We start from the raw sequence: 16,835 nt of genomic DNA on the forward strand, positions 1-16,835 counted from the left end.
ATATGTCCCTGAATTACCGCATTCCCCTGGCGCTTGCCGCCGGTGCGCTGCTCGGCGCCTCCGTGACCCTGACCCAGGGCGTGCTGGCCGACAAATCCGCGAAGAGCAACGCCGATCCGCTGGCATTCAAGGATCTGCAGACCTTCGTGGAGATCCTCAATCGCGTGAAGGCCGACTACGTCGAACCGGTGGAGGACAAGACCCTGATCGAGAACGCCGTGCGCGGCATGCTCAGCGGTCTGGATCCGCACTCGGCGTATCTGGACAAGGAGGAATACGCCGACATGAACGTGGTCACCACCGGCAAGTTCGGTGGTCTGGGCATCGAGGTGCAGATGCAGAACGGCTTCGTGCGCGTGGTCTCGCCCATCGACGACACGCCCGCCGCCAAGGCCGGCATCCAGCCGGGCGATCTGATCGTGAAGATCGACGAAACCCCGGTGAAGGGTCTCTCTCTCAACGAAGCCGTGGACAAGATGCGCGGCGAGCCGGGCACCAAGGTCAAGCTCACCGTCGTCCATGAAGGCGACGGCGGGCCCAAGGTGCTGGACCTCAAGCGCGAGACCATCTCGGTGGCCAGCGTGCGCGGCAAGCTGCTCGACGACAGCATCGGCTATCTGCGCATCTCCTCCTTCACCACCGACACCGACAACAGCTTCAACAAGGAATTCGCCAAGATCAGCAAGGACGCCAAGGGCGGCCTCAAGGGTCTGGTGCTGGACCTGCGCAACAATCCCGGCGGCGTGCTCGACGCGGCGGTGAAGATCAGCGACGAATTCCTGGAGAAAGGCCCGGTGGTCAGCATCAAGGGTCGCGAAGCCAACGAGCAGCGCGAGTTCGACGCGCGCGCCGGTGATGTCATGAACGGCAAGCCCATCGTGGTGCTGGTCAACGGCGGCTCGGCCTCGGCTTCGGAAATCGTCGCCGGCGCGCTGCAGGACCAGAAGCGCGCGCTGATCGTCGGCACGCGCTCCTTCGGCAAGGGCTCGGTGCAGACCATTCTGCCGCTGACCAACGAAGGCGCCATCAAGCTCACCACCGCCCGCTACTACACGCCCTCGGGCCGTTCCATCCAGGGCGAAGGCATCGAGCCGGACGTGGTGATCAAGCCGCTGAAGCTGGCCAAGGCCGAGGAAGAAGACGCCGACAACGCTTTCGACCCGATCAAGGAAGCCGATCTCAAGGGCAGCCTGCAGAACAAGGACGACAAGGCCAGCAAGGAAGACCGCGCCAAGGCGCAGGCCGCCACCGAGCAGAAGGCCAAGGACTCGCAGCAGCTGGCACAGACCGACTACACGCTCTACGAAGCCGCCAACCTGCTGCGCGGCCTGATCATCGCGCAGAAGCGCTGAAGCGCGCAGTCCAGCAGGGCAAGTGCAAGGGCGGCTTCGGCCGCCCTTTTTGTTTGCAGCCTCGCGTCGCGCGAGGAAACACGCAGAGGCGCCAAGCCGGCTTCGACGTCAACGCAGCTGCGCCTTGATCACTGTCATCCCCGCTTGCGTGGGCATGACAGTTCTATCCTGGCCGTGCTGCTCTGCGCCTTGGCGTGATTCTTTATCTTTCGGCGGCGACGGGCTTCAGCGCAGCGCGCGCCAGCCCAGCAGCAGCGCCATCGCGCCCAGCGCCGCCGGCAGCAGCGGCGCGGCTTCGCGCAACAGCAGGGCGGCGACGCCGCAGGCCATGGCCGCGACGAGCGTGAGCGTGCGGCGGTTGGCGCTGCGGATCTCCGCGCGCAGGGCGCGCAGCTCACGGTCCTTGCCGCCGGCATCCAGGCGCTTGAAGTGACGCAGGGCCTGCTGCGCGAGTTCCGGCAGCGACTCGGCCAGACCCGGGGCCTGCGCGCGCATCTTCTCGAAGGTGGCGGCGGGACCCAGGCGCGCACGCATCCAGTCTTCCATGATCGGCTTGGCGGTCTTCCACAGATCCAGATCAGGATAGAGCTGACGGCCCAGGCCTTCGATCTGCAGCAGCGTCTTCTGCAGCAGCACCAGCTGCGGCTGCACCTGGTAATCGAAACGCCGCGCCACCTGGAACAGGCGCAGCAGGAAGAACCCGAACGAGATGTCGCGCAGCGGGCGCTGGAAGATCGGCTCGCAGATGGTGCGGATCGCGGCCTCGAAGTCTTCCACGCGCGTGCCTTCCGGAATCCACTCGGACTCCAGATGCAGCTCGGCCACGCGCTTGTAGTCGCGGTTGAAGAAGGCGTAGAAGTTTTCCGCCAGATAACGCTGGTCGGACGCGGTGAGGCTGCCGACGATGCCGAAGTCCACGGCCTGATAGCTGGGCTGCCGCGGATCGGAGACGTCCACGAAGATATTGCCCGGATGCATATCGGCGTGGAAGAAGTTGTGCACGAAGGTCTGCTTGAAGAAGATCTCCACGCCGCGCTCGGAGAGCACCTTGAAGTCCACATCCAGGGCGCGCAGGCGCTCCAGCTCGCGGATCGAGATGCCGTAGATACGTTCCATGACCAGCACACGGGTGCGCGTGTAATCCCAGAACACCAGCGGGTGATAGATGAGCTTGGAGCCCAGCCAGTTGCGGCGCAGCTGCGCGCAGTTGGCGCCTTCGCGCATCAGGTCCAGCTCGTCGAGCAGCACCTTCTCGTATTCGCGCACCACGTCGCGCGGCCGCAGGCGGCGCAGCTCGGAAGAAAAGCGTTCGGCCAGCGCCGCGAGCGTGTGCAGCAGCTCGATATCGCTCTTCATCACCGCCTCGATGCCGGGACGCAGCACCTTGACCACCACATCGAAGCCCGGCGTGCCGTCTTCGTTCTTCAGGCGCGCGGTGTGCACCTGCGCCACCGAGGCCGAGGCCAGGGCACGGTCATCGAACTCGGCAAACATCTCGTCCACCGGCTTGCCGAGTTCGGATTCGATGATGGCGCGCGCCGCGCTGCCCGCAAACGGCGGCACGCGATCCTGCAGCTTGGCAAGTTCCGCCGCGATGTCGGCAGGCACGATGTCCGGTCGCGTGGACAGGGCCTGGCCGAACTTGATGAACACCGGCCCGAGTTCTTCGATGGCCATGCGCAGACGTTCGCCGCGCGGGCGCGGGTCGCGGTCCGCATGCGGCTTGAGAATCTCGCGCAGGCGATAACGGCGCAGCACCCGCTGGATCTGCCAGATGCGGCGCAGGCGCGAAAACGCATTCATGGCGTGCCGGCTTCCAGACGCTTGAGCCGCGCTTCCAGCCGCTCGACGCCGTCGCGCAGCTCGTCCACGGCATCCATCCAGGCGTCCACTTCCGGCGCGCGCGCCAGATCCTGCGTCTGTTCGCGCAGGAAGCTGGCGGTGTCCTGCGCGAAGTCACCGGCGGAGCGCCGGCCCCAGCCGAGCAGGCTCTGCAGGCCCTGATTGAAACGATGCGCGGCGGCATCGCCGACGAAGCGCGCGGCGAATTCCTCGGGGTCGAAACCCACTTGCGCGAGCATGCGGTTGAAGCGCTGCAGCAGTTCGACATCGCCCGTCAGCTGCAGGCCCTGTGGAATGCCGGCCTGCCCCTGGCTGATGGTCCAGGCCAGCCGCATCAGCGTGGACAGCGAGCCCTGCACGCGCACATCGGGCTCGACTCCGGCATCCTCGCCCAGCACGCGCACGCCGCCGTCATGAAACTCCAGCAGGAACACCCAGTCCGGCGCGTCCACGGCCAGCGCGATGCTGCGCCCGGTGAGTGCCTCGCATTGCGCCAGCACCTCGCCATCCAGGGCGAGATAACGGTTGAGCGCGACTTCCAGCGCGCCGAGCAGAAAATCCGGCGCTTGCATCAGTCGAGCTTGAAGCCGCGATGCACGGCGACGATGCCGCCGGAGAGGTTGTAGACCTGCACGCGCGCAAGCCCCGCGTTTTCCATCATGCCCTTGAGCGTGGCCTGATCCGGATGCATGCGGATGGACTCGGCCAGATAGCGGTACGAGTCTTCATCGCGCGCCACCAGACGGCCCATCAGCGGCAGCAGCTTGAAGGAGTATTCGTCGTAGACCTTGGACAGCAGGCTGGACTGCGGCTTGGAGAATTCCATCACCAGCAGGCGGCCGCCGGGCTTGAGGCAGCGCGTCATGGAGCGCAGCGCGGCGTCCTTGTCGGTGACATTGCGCAGGCCGAAGCCGATGGTGATGCAGTCGAAACTGTCGTCGGCAAACGGCAGGCACTCGGCATTGGCCTGCACCGCCGGCACCTGCACCAGGCCGTGATCGACCAGGCGCTTGCGGCCTTCGCCCAGCATGGCGGCATTGATGTCGGACAGGATCACCTGTCCCTTGGGTCCTGCGGCCTTGGCGAATTCGCGGGTCAGATCGCCGGTGCCTCCGGCCACGTCCAGCACCTTCTCGCCGGGACGCACGCCGGCCAGATCGATGGTGAAGCGCTTCCAGACGCGGTGAATGCCCAGGGACATCAGGTCATTCATGAGGTCGTACTTGGCCGCCACCGAGGTGAACACACCGGCCACGCGCTGGCGCTTCTCGCCGACCGGCACCTGTTCGTAGCCGAAATGCGTGGTGGAGGAAGACTCGTCAGAGTCGCGTCGGGACTTGGGATCGGAGGGCTGGGCCATGGCGGCGCTCATTGTAGCGGCAAGCGTCCGGAACGCGGGCGGGGCCAGATCAAGACCGCGCACAGGAGAAACTAAAGACGCGCCGCGATTTTCCGCCCCCTCCCCCATCGCTGCGCGATGAGGGAGAGCGAAGCGGCAAGCTTCAGCCGCCCGACTTCGCCGGCGGGGTGTACTTGCCCACCAGGCCGGCCAGGGTCATCACGTCTCGGTCGCGGGACATCCTGGCTTCGCCCAGGCGCTGCAGGTAACGCGCCCAGTTGCGCTCCTGCTCGGCACCCAGCTCGGCGAGCACGTCCCAGGAATACAGCCCGCTGTCATGGCCGTCGTCGAACACCAGGCGCACCGCGTACTGGCCCACCGGCTCGATGCGCGCGATGTTCACCTCGCGCTTGCCGCCGACCAGCATGGGCTCGGGCAGGCCATGCCCGCGCAGCTCCGCCGAGGGCGAGAACACGCGCAGGTATTCGCAGGGCAGCTCGTAGCGGCGGCCGTCCGCCCAGGCCACTTCCAGCAGGCGCGACTGGCGGCGCAGACGGATCTGCGTGGGCGCGGCGTGTTGCATGCTTACAGCACGTACCGGCTCAGGTCTTCGTCGGCGGCCAGCTTGCCGAGCTTGGCCTCCACGAAGGCGGCGTCGATGGCGAGCGTGGTACCGCTCTGATCCGGCGCGTCGTAGCCGATGTCTTCCATCAGCCGTTCCATCACCGTGTGCAGACGACGCGCGCCGATGTTCTCGGTGCTCTCGTTGACCTGCCAGGCGACCTCGGCGATGCGCTGCAGGCCGTCGGCGGTGAACTGCACGTCCACGCCCTCGGTTTTCATCAGCGCCTTGTACTGCTCGGTGAGCGAGTAGTTGGGCTCGGTGAGGATGCGCAGGAAGTCGGCCGACTTCAGGGCATCGAGTTCGACGCGGATCGGCAGGCGGCCCTGCAGCTCCGGCACCAGATCCGAAGGCTTGGCCAGATGGAAGGCGCCCGAGGCGATGAACAGGATGTGGTCGGTCTTCACCGTGCCGTACTTGGTATTCACCGTGCAGCCTTCGATCAGCGGCAGCAGATCACGCTGCACGCCCTCGCGCGAGACATCGGCGCCAGCGTACTCGCCGCGCTTGCAGATCTTGTCGATCTCGTCGAGAAACACGATGCCGTTTTCCTCGGCGTTCTTCAGCGCCTCGGTCTTGATCGCTTCCTCGTCCACCAGCTTGGCGGCTTCCTCCTCGATCAGCTGCTTGAGTGCCTCGCGGATCTTCAGCTTGCGCGCCTTGGCCGGACCCTGCCCGATGTTGGCGAACAGGCCCTGCAGCTGCTGGGTCATCTCTTCCATGCCCGGCGGACCCATCAGCTGCACATTGTGCAGGGGCTGCGCCAGCTTGAGTTCGATCTCCTTGTCGTCGAGCTTGCCCTCGCGCAGCTGCTTGCGGAACACCTGGCGCGCGGCGCTGTTCTCGCTCTGGCGCTGGCTGCTGGCCTCGCCAAAATCCTTGGGCGGCGGCAGCAGCGCGTCGAGCACGCGCTCCTCGGCGGCCTCTTCGGCACGATGGCGCTGCTGCTTGATCGCGACCTCGCGGGTCATCTTCACCGCGCTGTCGACCAGATCGCGGATGATGGTTTCCACGTCCTTGCCCACATAGCCCACCTCGGTGAACTTGGTGGCCTCCACCTTCACGAACGGCGCCTTGGCGAGCTTGGCCAGACGCCGTGCGATCTCGGTCTTGCCCACGCCGGTGGGCCCGATCATGAGGATGTTCTTGGGGTGGATCTCGCCGCGCATCGGCCCTTCGATCTGCGCGCGCCGCCAGCGGTTGCGCAGGGCGATGGCCACCGCACGCTTGGCGCTGGCCTGGCCGACGATGTGCTGATCCAGTTCGGCGACGATTTCACGCGGCGTCATCACCGCGTCCTTCTTGACGATGGCGTCCACGCTTCAGGCTTCCAGGGTTTCGAGAGTGAGATTGTGATTGGTGTACACGCAGATGTCGGCGGCGATGTGCAGACTCTTCTCCACGATCTCGCGCGCCAGCAGCTCGGTGTTCTCCACCAGGGCGCGCGCTGCGGCGCTGGCGAAGCTGCCGCCGGAGCCGATGGCCAGCACCCCATGCGGCTCGGGCTCCATCACATCGCCGTTGCCGGACACCATCAGCGCCGCCTCGCGGTCGCCGACGATCAGCAGCGCTTCCAGACGGCGCAGATAACGGTCGGTGCGCCAGTCCTTGGCCATTTCCACCGCCGCGCGCAGCAGCTGGCCGCCGTGCTTTTCCAGCTTGCCTTCAAAGCGCTCGAACAGGGTGAAGGCATCGGCCGTGCCGCCGGCGAAGCCCGCCAGCACCTTGCCGTTGTAAAGACGGCGCACCTTGCGCGCATTGTTCTTGATGCGGGTATTGCCCATGGATACCTGGCCGTCGCCGCCCAGGGCCAGCTGTGTGCCGCGCCGCACACAGAGAATCGTGGTGCCATCGAACTGTTGCATGAGAGCCGCCGTTCGCGAAAAAGAAGAGGAAGAGTGTCAGTAATGGGTGCACGGCGCCGGCCTTTCAAGGCGCGGGCGACGGGCAGCAAAAAGGCCGGTCGCGAAACCGGCCTCTGTCGCTTGCCGACCGCCGGGTTTCAGCCGGTCACGTTCTGCGGCTGTCGCGCGCCGGCGGGCAGCAGCCGCGGCAGGAAGCGCCCGGTACGGCGCTCGTAATCGCAATAGGGCTGGCCCAGTTCGCGGCGCAGGGCACGCTCTTCAAAATGCACGCCGATCAGGATGTAGATCGACATGCCGGCGCTGAACAACAAGTGGTTCAGGCTCATCTGCGGCGTGGCCCAGAAGGCGATGAACAGGCCCAGCATCATCGGGTGACGGATGCTGCGATAGAACAGCCACTCGCGAAACGGCACCGGCTGGTAGCTCTGCCGACGCCAGTGCAGCCAGACCTGACGCAGACCGAACAGGTCGAAGTGATTGGTGAGAAAGGTCGCCAGCAACACGATGCACCAGCCGCAGAGATTGAGCGCCCACAGGCCCCAGACCAGGGCCGGACTGCTGGCCTGCCAGACCATGCCCGGCAGCGGCCGCCAGGCGGCGAAGATCAGCATCAGGATCAGACTGGTGGCCAGCACGTAGGTGCTGCGCTCCACCGGCGGCGGCAGCCAGGCGGACACCCGGTGCTTGAAGCTGCTGCGCGCCATCACGCTGTGCTGCACGCCAAACAGCAGCAACAGGCCCAGATTCACCAGCAGCACGCTGGACAGCGACCCGCCCTCGCCGGGCGCCAGGGTCCGGGGCACCACACCGTCAATCGCCACGACGAAGGCGACCATGTAGAGAAACACCAGAAAAAATACGGCGTAGCAAATCAGCCCGTAGGCCAGCACCAAGGCTCTTGGCATGGCGGATCTCCCCTCGTCTTATGAAATGAGTACCCCCCAGTGTACGGGAACCGGCGCCGGTGCAGACCCCATCTTTCGCTAGGTTTGCCGCAAAAGAAAAGGGCGCCCGAAGGCGCCCTTTTCGTGAAGATCAGTTCCGCAGAACTTACTTCTTCTCGCCTTCCGCCGGGGCGGCTTCAGCCGGAGCGGCTTCGGCCGGGGCAGCCGCAGGCGCGGACTCAGCCGGGGCAGCCGGGGCGGCAGCGGCGTCAGCAGCCTGCTGCTCGGCGGCAGGGGCCGGAGCGGCGGCTTCAGCCGGCGCTTCCTTCTTGCCGCAGGCGGCCAGGGCGAGGGCGGCAGCGAGGCCCATCGCGATCAGAACATTACGCTTCATATTCAACTCCCGGGGTTAAATTTGTGAACTGTTTGCTCTATAGCCCGGACATACAGCTGTGATGCCCGGAGAACGGCGGAAATCATACCGGCTTTTTTGCGGCGCACAAGCTCAAGCGAAAAGATTGTGACCGGGGTGGTATCCACTTCAGCCTGCGTTCAGCTCTCGCTTCCATCAGGATCCGGGTTTGCAGCCGCACGTCGCGCGCGCGGATGCGCTTGATCATAGACCCCGGCCAGGCGCTGCCAGTCCAGCTGCGTGTAAATCTGCGTGGTGGACAGCTGCGCATGCCCCAGCAGCTCCTGCACGGCACGCAGGTCGCCGCTGTTTTCCAGCATATGGGTGGCGAAGCTGTGGCGCAGCCGGTGCGGATGCAGATGCTGATTCAGGCCGCTGCGCTGCGCCCAGACGCGCAGACGCTGCGCGATGGCGCCGCGCGACAGGCGGCTGCCGCGCGTGGAGACGAACAGCGCCGGCTCGTGCGCATCGGCCCATTGCCCGCGCTGCGCGAGCCAGGCCGTCAGCGCCTCGCGGGCATGCTGGCCGATCATCAGCAGACGCTGCTTGCGGCCCTTGCCGGTCACGGTGAGCGTCTGCGGCGAGCCGGCGAAGTCGTTGGCATCGAGTCCCTGCAGCTCGGCCAGACGCAGGCCCGTGGAATAGAACAGCTCCACCAGCGCCTGATCGCGCACGGCAAAGTCCTCGTCCTCGACACGATCCAGCGCGGCATTGAGGGTTTCGGCATCGATGACCTCCGGCAGCCGGCGGCGATGCTTGGGCGCGCGCACGGTGGCGGCGGGATTGGCGGACAGTTGTTTTTCGCGCAGCAGAAAACGGCAGAAGCTGCGCAGGCTGGACAGGTAACGATGCAGCGTCGCCGGGTCGCGCCCGCTGCGATGCTCAGCCGCGATCCAGGCGCGCACCAGATGCGAATCCAGCTGCGTGAGCGCGCTCAGCCGCGCCTGCGCGCAGTACTGCGCGAAACGGTTCAGATCGTTGTCGGCGGCGGCCACGGTGTGCGGCGAGCTGCGCTTTTCAAAGCGCAGATAGTCGCGATACGCCGCCAGCGGGCCGACCAGAAACGGCGGCGGCGCGAGGGGTTCAGGCTTCGCTGCGGCCGGCCGCGCCATGCGCTGGGCTTCAGGTGCGCGCGCGCACCGCGGCGGCGATCAGTTCGGCGGTCAGCTCCAGGAACAGCTTGCCCTGGCGCGGCGCGAAGCGTTCGCCGTCGTAAGCGCCCAGGGCCACGAAGCCCAGGCTGCTTTCCTTCTCCAGCGGCACGATCGCCGCCGAGGCCACGGTCTCCGCCGCCTTGGGGAACAGCAGCGCGGCGCGCGTGGCGTCGATGGGTCCGCACTCGATCAGGCGCGTGCGGAAGAAATTCTCCAGGCCCTGCGCCAGACGGCTGTCCGGCGCCACCGGCACCACGCCCTCGATGTCATGGCGCTTGTAGTGCGTGGCGCTGATGCCGATCAGCGTTTCTTCGATGCCGAAGTCCTCGCGCATGCAGTCGGCCAGACCCTTGGCCACCGCCGCCAGCGAGGGCGCGCGGATCAGGGTGCGGGCCAGGCGATGCACATTGTCCTGGCGACGTTCGTTGTCACGCGCCGCATCCAGCAGGCGCTCCAGACGGTCTTCCAGGCGCTGGTTGCGGGCGCGCAGCATCTCCACCTGCTTTTCGATCAGCGACACCGCCGAACCGCTGCGATGCTTGAGCTCGATGCTTTCCAGCAGATCGGGATGCCGCGAGAGAAAATCCGGATGCGCCTTCAGATAAGCCACCAGCTCGCGCTCATTGAGCTTGGCAACCGTCGCCGCTTCCTTGGGCGCGCTCAGTTCGGCCATTCGATTTCTCCTTCGAACACGGTTTCCGCCGGGCCGGTCATCAACACCGTCTGGTTCTCGCCCGGCCACTGGATTTCCAGCTCGCCACCGCGCACCACCACCTTCACTTTCTCGTCGAGCAGGCCCCAGAGCCGGCCCACCACCACCGCCGCGCAGGCACCGCTGCCACAGGCCAGGGTCTCGCCGGTGCCACGCTCGTAGACGCGCAGACGCACGCGGTCCCGCGCCTGCACCTGCAAGAAGCCCACGTTCACGCTCTGCGGAAACGCCGGATGCTGCTGCAGGGCGCGGCCCAGCTCATGCACCGGCGCCAGGTCCACGTCCTCGACGCGGATCACCGCATGCGGGTTGCCCATGCTGGCGACGCCGATTTCCAGCGGCTCGCCGTTGTCCAGGGTCAGGGTATAGCGCGCCGCGCGCGCGGCGGCCTTGAACGGAATCTGCGCCGGCTCCAGACGCGGCACGCCCATATCGACGCAGTAATGGCTGGCATCGACCTGCGCCAGCTCCAGCACCGAGGTCGCGGTGCGCACGCGGATACGCGGCTTGTCGGACAGACCGTGCTCGCGCACGTAGCGGGCCAGGGCGCGCGAGCCATTGCCGCACTGTCCGACCTCGCTGCCGTCGGCATTGAAGATCCGGTAGTTGAAATCGACATCGCCGGCCGAGGGCGGCTCCACCACCAGAATCTGGTCGCAGCCGACGCCGAAGCGGCGGTCGGCGAGCCGGTGCAACAGGGCGGGCGTGGGAGAAAAGGGCCGGCGTGTGGCGTCGATGACCACGAAGTCATTGCCGGCGCCATGCATCTTGGTGAACTGCAGTTTCATGCCCGCCATTGTACGCCGCGCAGGGGCGGCGGGTCGGCGGCGGGCGGCCACGCCCTACTCGATCGCGGGGGCGATCTCCAGGTCCAGGCCATCCTGCGCCGTGTCCAGGCGGATCTGGCAGGACAGGCGCGAGCCCTCACGCAGCGGCGCCAGCTCGCCGATGGCCTCGACCATCGCCTTCTCGTCCTCGCCGGCCGGGGCCAGACGCGCCGCCCAGTCGGGTGCGATGTAGACATGGCAGGTGCCGCAGGAACAGGCGCCGCCGCAGGTGCCTTCCACGCCGAAGTCGCCGTCGCGCAGCGCCTCCATGAGCAGCGTGCCGCGCTCGACCTTGAGCTCGCGCAGCGTGCCGCTGCGGTCGCGCACCTTGATCACCACCATGCTGTGCATCCTTCTCGCCAAAAAATGAGCCCCGCCTCGGCGGGGCTCGCATCACCGCCTGCCGCCCGCGCCTATTGGCCCTGACGCAGCTCGGCCGGGGTTTCCACGTAAAACTGCTTGAACCACTTGCGGAACTGCAGCACCGGACCGTCGCCGTCGCAGAGCAGCGGATTGGGACGATACTTCTTGTTGTTCCAGACGATGAAGTCCACGCTCTCGAAGCCCGCGCTCTCCTCGCCTTCGGCGGCGCCGATCATGTGATCGACGATCTTCTTGGCGATGTGCAGCTCGGTGCTGCCGGCCGCGAAGTCCGGATGCCGGAAGCTCATGTTCATCTGGCTCTTCTCGGCGCTGATCGGCTGGGTATAGGAGATCATGGTCGCGGTCACGCCCTGCTGCGTGAAGCGCATGACGTTCAGGCCCGGACCGTAGGCCGTGCCCAGGATGTAGCCGCGGCCGATGTCCAGCTTCATGACCGGGCCGTCATACGTGGCTTCCACCGGCGGAATCATCGGCGCGCCGTGCAGGAACTTCAGATGCGCGGTGTCCACGCCGTTCTCGGCGATCTCCTGGATGCAGGTGTTGGCGGTCCAGCTGCCGCGACGCGAGCCGGTGTAGCCGCTGGCGTCCTCGATCTCCGGGATGTACGGCAGCTCCCAGCTCGGCGGTTCGCAGGCGGGATGGAACCAGGCCCAGATCAGGCCGTACTTTTCCTTGATCGGCAGCGTGCGCAGGATCGGCTCGCGCTTGACGATGGGCGGAACGATCTTGGCGTAGGGGATGCTCTTGCAGAAGCCGCTGGCGTCGTACTCCCAGTGATGGAAGGGGCAGCGCAGATGCTCGCCGCAGACCTTGCCGCCGTGGCCCATGTGCGCGCCCAGATGCGGGCAGTACGGGTCGCTCATGCCCACCGAGCCGCCTTCGCCACGAAACAGCACCCACTCCTGATCGAAGAGCTGCACATTGCGCAGCTCGCCGGGCTTCAGGTTCTCCGAGTAATCGACGAAGAACCAGCCCGCCGGAATCGGGAACGGACAACGCTCCAGGGTCTTCGATTCGAGCAGGACCTTGAGATTGGGACTACCCATGTGCCAGCACTCCTCACGCGGTGATTTGCCTTGAGCGTCCGCGCATGTCAGGCGGACGCCGGATTGGTGACACATGGTCGCCGCTGCGCCGCGCTGCGTCTTAGTCCATTCAGGTGAGCCAGCGCCCTGCGGGAAAACCCGCATAAGATGAATTTACCGTGGCCGCTGCTGCGCACGCAGGGGCAAGATGCAAGCTGCGCCGGCCAGGCAAGGGCCAGGCGAAACAGACGACAAATCATTTCGGGGAGTGGGGATGCGCAAGGGATTGAAGACGGCCGCGATGGCGGCTGGCGGCCTGGCCTTGCTGACGCTGGCGGCCTGCGGCGGCGGCAGTCCGGACAGCGGCGCCACCAGCGGCGGCAGCAGCGGTGGCGCCTCCAGCACGCCCAGCAGCGGCAGCATCAGTACCGGCAGCAGCAGCGGTAGCGACTCCGCCAGCAGCGGTTCGGCGAGCAGCGGCGGCGCGAGCACCGGCAGCAGCAGCAGCAGCAGCGAAGGCCGCATCTTCCAGATCAATCCCGGCAGCAATGCCACGCGCGACATGATCGCCGCCATGGTGCAGGCCGCGCCGGGCGATGTGATCCGCTTCAGCTGCGGCTACTTTGAACTCAGCAGCAGCCTGCTCATCACGCACACCGAGGACGTGCTGATCAGCGGTTGCGGCCGCGAAGGCACGGTGCTGTCCTTCAAGCACAACAATGCACCGGAAGGCATTCTGGTGGTGAGCGCGCGCGGCATCACCGTGCAGGACCTCACCGTGCTCGACACCGGCGGCAATGGCGTGGAACTGCGCGGCGTGGATCACGGCACCATCCGCCGCGTGCGCGCCATGTGGTCCTCGGGCGGCGGCCGCGAAAGCGCCGACCCCATCACCGGCAGCAACTACCTCACGCGCCTGTCGGTGCCCTGCACGGATCCGGCCACGCAGAATCCGGAAGACCCGCTGGCCGTGCTCGGCGACACGCATTCGCCGGATTACACCGTGAGCCGCAAGTCCGGCCGCTACGGCATCTACCCGGTGTCCTCGCAGAACATCCTGATCGAGAACGCGGAATCCATCGGTGCATCCGACGCCGGCATCTACGTCGGCCAGACCAACACCGCGATCATCCGCAACAGCCGCTCGGCCTTCAATGTCTTCGGCTTCGAGATCGAGAACGTGCAGGGCGGCGAGTACGACAGCAATCTCGCCGAGTGCAACACCGGCGGCTTTCTCATCTACGACCTCGACGGTCTGCGCCAGTACGGTGAACGTTCGCGCATGCACGGCAACATCGCGCGCATGAACAACACCTACAACTTCACCTCCGGCGGTTTCGTCGGCAATGTGCCGGCGGGCAGCGGCATGATCACCCTGGCCTATGACCAGATCGACGTCTTCGACAACGAGTTCCGCGACAACAACACCGCCGGCATCATCCACACCAGCTACGAGATTTTCCCTGAAGGCGCCGGCCGCCCCAGCGAGAAGCGCATCGACTGGTACACCGAAGGCCTGCACATCTTCCACAACAAGTTCGTCAACAACGGCAATCAGCTGCCGCTGCCGAGCCTGCAGGACATCCTTTCGCAGAACCTCTCGCGCTTTCTGCCGGCCATCGTCGGCCTGAAGAACCAGGCGGCCTGCGGCATCCTCACCAATCTGCTGGCCTGCCCGCGCACCCTGCTGCAGGTGCAGCCGCCGGCGCTGCTGGACGTGCGCGGCGCGCACATCATCTGGGACGGCCTGCTCGACACCTATGACGCCGGCTGCCCGTATCCGCTCGATGCCGAGGGCAAGCCGGTGCCGGCCAATGCCTACGGCAAGCCGCAGCTGGGCAATGACGTTCCCAATCCGTCCTGCCATTACAACAAATACAAGTTCAACACCGCCGCCAGCGGCGCACCGCGCATCAAGCCGGAGTGGTTCTCCTGCATCGACGCCGACAACGACTTCGCGCGCGACAGCATCAAGTACGCGAACTTCCACGGCACCAAGGGCCTGGAGCTGATCGTCTCTTCCAAGCTCGACCTGCGCGCGCTGGCGCAGCTGCCGTCCGATCTGGACATGTCGCCGCATGACTGCGTGGCGCGCTACGGCAAGAACCTGCCGCTGCTGCCGCCCATCACCATTCCGCCCTTCGTGCGCAGCGGCGATTACGATCCGGCGCCCACCGCCGAGAAGATCGCGGCGCTGTGCGGCGCCAGCGTGCCGGCCGGCGAAGTGAACTTCGCCGCCAGCTCGGTGAACTGCCCGACGCTGGATCAGTACCATCTGTTCAGCAATGCGCAGGACCCGCGCAGCACGCCCAATGGCCAGGGCACGCCCTATGGCCTGAACAGCAAGCTGTTCTCCGACTACGCGGTGAAATATCGCGTGGTGTTCCTGCCGCCCGGCACGCACGGCACTTATCGCGATGCCGCCAGCGACGGCGCCAATGCCACGCTGGTGTTCCCCACCGGCACCATCATCGCCAAGACCTTCGCCTTCGCCGACGAAACCGTGGGCAGCGAAACGCCGCTGGAGACGCGCCTGCTGATCAAGCGCGTGAACTCCAAGGGGCAGGTGCGCTGGGATGGTCTGGTGTATGTCTGGCGCAACGTCGGCGGCCAGTTCGTGGCGCAACTGGCGATGGGCGGCGAGACCGACTCGGTGCACTGGGTGACCACCGATGTGGACTCGGGTGTGCGGCATGTCGGCAGCACCACGAGCTACACGGTGCCCAATGCCAATCAGTGCCTGAACTGCCATTCGCGCGAGGACCAGGAGCCGGGCGCCGCGCCCATCGGCACCAAGGTGCGGTTCATGAACCGCGCCTGGCGTCCGGAATCGCTGCGCGTCAGCGGCCTGTCGCAGCATCCGGAGCGCGGCCTGAATCAGATCCAGTGGTGGTGCGATCACGGCCTGCTCGCCGGCTGCCCCAGTGATCTGGGCGTGGACGGCGCGACGCAGATCGCCGGCAAGCTGGAACGCAGCCCCACCTTCAACAAGCCCGGCGATGCCGGTTACGCCGCCGGCAGCGCGCAGGACATCGAAGCCCGCGCCCGCGCCTGGCTGGAAGTGAACTGCCAGCACTGCCACAACGCGCGCGGCTTTGCCGCCAACACCGGCTTCTATCTGGATTCACTGCGCAAGGTCGATGGCGGCTACGGCATCTGCAAGCGTCCCACCGCCACCGGCCAGGAAGGCAATGGCGGCCGCAGCTATGACATCCATCCGGGACTGTCCGCGGATTCCATCGTCGAATTCCGCATCGGCCCCACGGCGCTCACACCCGCTGCACGCATGCCGCCGCTGGCGCGCAGCGTGGTGGACGAAGAAGGCCATGCCCTGGTGCAGCTGTGGATCGACAGCGTGACCAGGGCCGATGAGGCGGCTTATCCGGGTTCGACGAGTTGCGCGAAGTAGGAGAGCCCCCTCTCCCCAGGCCCTCTCCCGCAAGGGGAGAGGGCTTGGGTTCGCAAACAACTTGAACGCTTCAGACTCGAACGACACCATGCCCCTCTCCCCTCGCGGGAGAGGGGGCGTTCAGGTCAACACACGCTCACTCTCAAACTCGCGCAGCTGGCCGCTGAGCGGATCGATGAAGCGCAGGCCGCGCGCCAGCAGCTGCAGCGGCCGGGAGTAGTCATCCGCTTCACGCTCCTGCAGCTGCGGATACATCGAATCGTTCAGAATCGGCGCGCCCAGGCCTGCCAGATGCACGCGCAGCTGATGCTTGCGCCCCGTCACCGGCAGCAGGCGGTAGAGATTGCAGAGACCGCGCCGCTCCAGCAGCTCGATGCGCGTCTCGCTGTTGGCCTCGCCGACCACCTCGCGCATGCGAAAGAAGGGCTCGCCTTCCACCATGCGGCTCTTGTGCGTGTAGGGCAGGCGCAGCTGCGGCAGCATCGGCGCGATGGCCTCGTAGGTCTTCTCCACCAGGCGCTGCGCGAACAGCGCTTGGTAGCGTCCGCGCGTGGCAGCCTGGCAGGAGAACAGCACCAGGCCTGCGGTTTCACGGTCGATGCGATGCAGCGGCGTGAGTTCGGCCAGACCCAGCTCGCGCTTGAGACGCACCAGCAGCGTCTCCTGCACGAAGCGGCCCGAGGGCAGCACCGGCAGGAAATGCGGCTTGTCGGCCACCAGCAGCTGCTCGTCCTGAAACAGAATCTTGGCGGTGAAGGGAATCACCGGTTCCGGCGGCAGCTCGCGGTAGTAATGCAGGCGCGCGCCGACCACGTAGGGCGCGTCCGGCGTCAGCGGCCGGCCCTGTTCGTTCAGCACCAGGCCGCGCGCGAAGCGTGAGCGCCAGTTGGCCTCGCCCACGTCGGCAAAGTGCTGCACCAGAAAATCCAGCACGCTGCGCCAGGCTCCCGGCGGCAGGCGCACGGTGCTGGCGCCCACGCCTTCGCGCAGTGGTGGCGTGCCTTGCAT

The 16,835-nt window shown here is 66.4% G+C and carries 16 protein-coding genes; 2 read left to right on the forward strand and 14 right to left on the reverse strand.

The features are described 5' to 3' along the window. The first annotated feature begins 2 nt into the window (after positions 1-2). Positions 3-1,352: a S41 family peptidase gene (locus BMY12_RS07230; protein ID WP_093283947.1), complete on the forward strand. Its 1,350-nt coding sequence runs from the start codon at positions 3-5 to the stop codon at positions 1,350-1,352. Positions 1,353-1,577: 225 nt separating this feature from the next. Here BMY12_RS07230 and ubiB read toward each other — a convergent pair whose 3' ends face one another. The 13 genes from ubiB to BMY12_RS07295 all read right to left on the reverse strand — a co-directional run bounded on the left by ubiB (position 1,578) and on the right by BMY12_RS07295 (position 12,439). Beyond that, positions 1,578-3,155 carry a ubiquinone biosynthesis regulatory protein kinase UbiB gene (gene ubiB / locus BMY12_RS07235; protein WP_093283950.1) on the reverse strand — a complete coding sequence of 526 codons (1,578 nt, stop codon included), beginning with the start codon at positions 3,153-3,155 and terminating at the stop codon, positions 1,578-1,580. Next, positions 3,152-3,766, reverse strand: coding sequence for a ubiquinone biosynthesis accessory factor UbiJ (locus tag BMY12_RS07240; protein ID WP_093283952.1), 615 nt, complete (start codon positions 3,764-3,766; stop codon positions 3,152-3,154). Before BMY12_RS07240 ends, ubiB begins: the two co-directional genes overlap by 4 nt. Continuing rightward, complete coding sequence (gene ubiE / locus BMY12_RS07245) at positions 3,766-4,554, reverse strand: bifunctional demethylmenaquinone methyltransferase/2-methoxy-6-polyprenyl-1,4-benzoquinol methylase UbiE (RefSeq protein ID WP_093284550.1); 789 nt, start codon at positions 4,552-4,554, stop codon at positions 3,766-3,768. The genes BMY12_RS07240 and ubiE overlap by 1 nt, the downstream gene beginning before the upstream one ends. Before the next feature lie 142 nt (positions 4,555-4,696). Continuing rightward, positions 4,697-5,116, reverse strand: a complete 420-nt coding sequence (locus BMY12_RS07250) for a gamma-butyrobetaine hydroxylase family protein (protein WP_093283955.1) — start codon at positions 5,114-5,116, stop codon at positions 4,697-4,699. Between the two features lie 2 nt (positions 5,117-5,118). Beyond that, entirely contained in the window at positions 5,119-6,444 is a 1,326-nt protein-coding gene (gene hslU, locus BMY12_RS07255; RefSeq protein ID WP_093284553.1) for an ATP-dependent protease ATPase subunit HslU, read from the reverse strand. Between the two features lie 33 nt (positions 6,445-6,477). Next, on the reverse strand, positions 6,478-7,020 hold the full coding sequence (hslV, locus tag BMY12_RS07260) for an ATP-dependent protease subunit HslV (RefSeq protein WP_093283957.1): 543 nt from the start codon (positions 7,018-7,020) through the stop codon (positions 6,478-6,480). A gap of 137 nt (positions 7,021-7,157) precedes the next feature. Next, positions 7,158-7,925 (reverse strand): methanethiol S-methyltransferase, encoded by a 768-nt coding sequence (mddA, locus tag BMY12_RS07265; RefSeq protein WP_093283960.1) that lies wholly within the window; start codon positions 7,923-7,925, stop codon positions 7,158-7,160. Between the two features lie 145 nt (positions 7,926-8,070). Further along, complete coding sequence (locus BMY12_RS07270; RefSeq protein ID WP_093283962.1) at positions 8,071-8,298, reverse strand: hypothetical protein; 228 nt, start codon at positions 8,296-8,298, stop codon at positions 8,071-8,073. A gap of 158 nt (positions 8,299-8,456) precedes the next feature. Then, positions 8,457-9,428, reverse strand: coding sequence for a tyrosine recombinase XerC (gene xerC / locus BMY12_RS07275; protein WP_093283965.1), 972 nt, complete (start codon positions 9,426-9,428; stop codon positions 8,457-8,459). Between the two features lie 10 nt (positions 9,429-9,438). Beyond that, positions 9,439-10,143 carry a DUF484 family protein gene (locus BMY12_RS07280; protein ID WP_093283967.1) on the reverse strand — a complete coding sequence of 235 codons (705 nt, stop codon included), beginning with the start codon at positions 10,141-10,143 and terminating at the stop codon, positions 9,439-9,441. Continuing rightward, on the reverse strand, positions 10,131-10,970 hold the full coding sequence (gene dapF / locus BMY12_RS07285) for a diaminopimelate epimerase (protein WP_093284556.1): 840 nt from the start codon (positions 10,968-10,970) through the stop codon (positions 10,131-10,133). The genes BMY12_RS07280 and dapF overlap by 13 nt, the downstream gene beginning before the upstream one ends. 54 nt (positions 10,971-11,024) lie before the next feature. Continuing rightward, complete coding sequence (locus BMY12_RS07290; RefSeq protein WP_093284558.1) at positions 11,025-11,351, reverse strand: 2Fe-2S iron-sulfur cluster-binding protein; 327 nt, start codon at positions 11,349-11,351, stop codon at positions 11,025-11,027. Between the two features lie 71 nt (positions 11,352-11,422). Further along, positions 11,423-12,439, reverse strand: coding sequence for an aromatic ring-hydroxylating oxygenase subunit alpha (locus BMY12_RS07295; RefSeq protein ID WP_093283970.1), 1,017 nt, complete (start codon positions 12,437-12,439; stop codon positions 11,423-11,425). Positions 12,440-12,692: 253 nt separating this feature from the next. On the opposite strand from BMY12_RS07295, the gene BMY12_RS07300 reads away from it, so the two are divergent. Continuing rightward, complete coding sequence (locus BMY12_RS07300) at positions 12,693-15,827, forward strand: parallel beta-helix domain-containing protein (RefSeq protein WP_245732399.1); 3,135 nt, start codon at positions 12,693-12,695, stop codon at positions 15,825-15,827. Positions 15,828-15,947: 120 nt separating this feature from the next. Here the strand turns inward: BMY12_RS07300 and BMY12_RS07305 are convergent, their stop codons facing one another. Continuing rightward, the gene (locus BMY12_RS07305; RefSeq protein ID WP_093284563.1) at positions 15,948-16,835 is read right to left on the reverse strand and encodes an RluA family pseudouridine synthase; all 888 of its coding nucleotides are present in this window, start codon (positions 16,833-16,835) and stop codon (positions 15,948-15,950) included.

This window comes from Solimonas aquatica (assembly GCF_900111015.1).
GTDB classification, from domain to species: Bacteria; Pseudomonadota; Gammaproteobacteria; order Nevskiales; family Nevskiaceae; genus Solimonas; species Solimonas aquatica.

Excerpts from the sequence above, each read along its gene's own strand:
- hslU (WP_093284553.1), bottom strand. The coding sequence starts at position 6,444 with ATGACGCCGCGTGAAATCGTCGCCGAACTGGATCAGCACATCGTCGGC.
- BMY12_RS07250 (WP_093283955.1), bottom strand. The coding sequence starts at position 5,116 with ATGCAACACGCCGCGCCCACGCAGATCCGTCTGCGCCGCCAGTCGCGC.
- dapF (WP_093284556.1), bottom strand. The coding sequence starts at position 10,970 with ATGAAACTGCAGTTCACCAAGATGCATGGCGCCGGCAATGACTTCGTG.
- mddA (WP_093283960.1), bottom strand. The coding sequence starts at position 7,925 with ATGCCAAGAGCCTTGGTGCTGGCCTACGGGCTGATTTGCTACGCCGTA.
- BMY12_RS07280 (WP_093283967.1), bottom strand. The coding sequence starts at position 10,143 with ATGGCCGAACTGAGCGCGCCCAAGGAAGCGGCGACGGTTGCCAAGCTC.
- xerC (WP_093283965.1), bottom strand. The coding sequence starts at position 9,428 with ATGGCGCGGCCGGCCGCAGCGAAGCCTGAACCCCTCGCGCCGCCGCCG.
- ubiE (WP_093284550.1), bottom strand. The coding sequence starts at position 4,554 with ATGGCCCAGCCCTCCGATCCCAAGTCCCGACGCGACTCTGACGAGTCT.
- BMY12_RS07230 (WP_093283947.1), top strand. The coding sequence starts at position 3 with ATGTCCCTGAATTACCGCATTCCCCTGGCGCTTGCCGCCGGTGCGCTG.
- BMY12_RS07295 (WP_093283970.1), bottom strand. The coding sequence starts at position 12,439 with ATGGGTAGTCCCAATCTCAAGGTCCTGCTCGAATCGAAGACCCTGGAG.
- hslV (WP_093283957.1), bottom strand. The coding sequence starts at position 7,020 with ATGCAACAGTTCGATGGCACCACGATTCTCTGTGTGCGGCGCGGCACA.
- BMY12_RS07300 (WP_245732399.1), top strand. The coding sequence starts at position 12,693 with ATGCGCAAGGGATTGAAGACGGCCGCGATGGCGGCTGGCGGCCTGGCC.
- BMY12_RS07240 (WP_093283952.1), bottom strand. The coding sequence starts at position 3,766 with ATGCAAGCGCCGGATTTTCTGCTCGGCGCGCTGGAAGTCGCGCTCAAC.
- BMY12_RS07270 (WP_093283962.1), bottom strand. The coding sequence starts at position 8,298 with ATGAAGCGTAATGTTCTGATCGCGATGGGCCTCGCTGCCGCCCTCGCC.
- ubiB (WP_093283950.1), bottom strand. The coding sequence starts at position 3,155 with ATGAATGCGTTTTCGCGCCTGCGCCGCATCTGGCAGATCCAGCGGGTG.
- BMY12_RS07290 (WP_093284558.1), bottom strand. The coding sequence starts at position 11,351 with ATGGTGGTGATCAAGGTGCGCGACCGCAGCGGCACGCTGCGCGAGCTC.
- BMY12_RS07305 (WP_093284563.1), bottom strand. The coding sequence starts at position 16,835 with ATGCAAGGCACGCCACCACTGCGCGAAGGCGTGGGCGCCAGCACCGTG.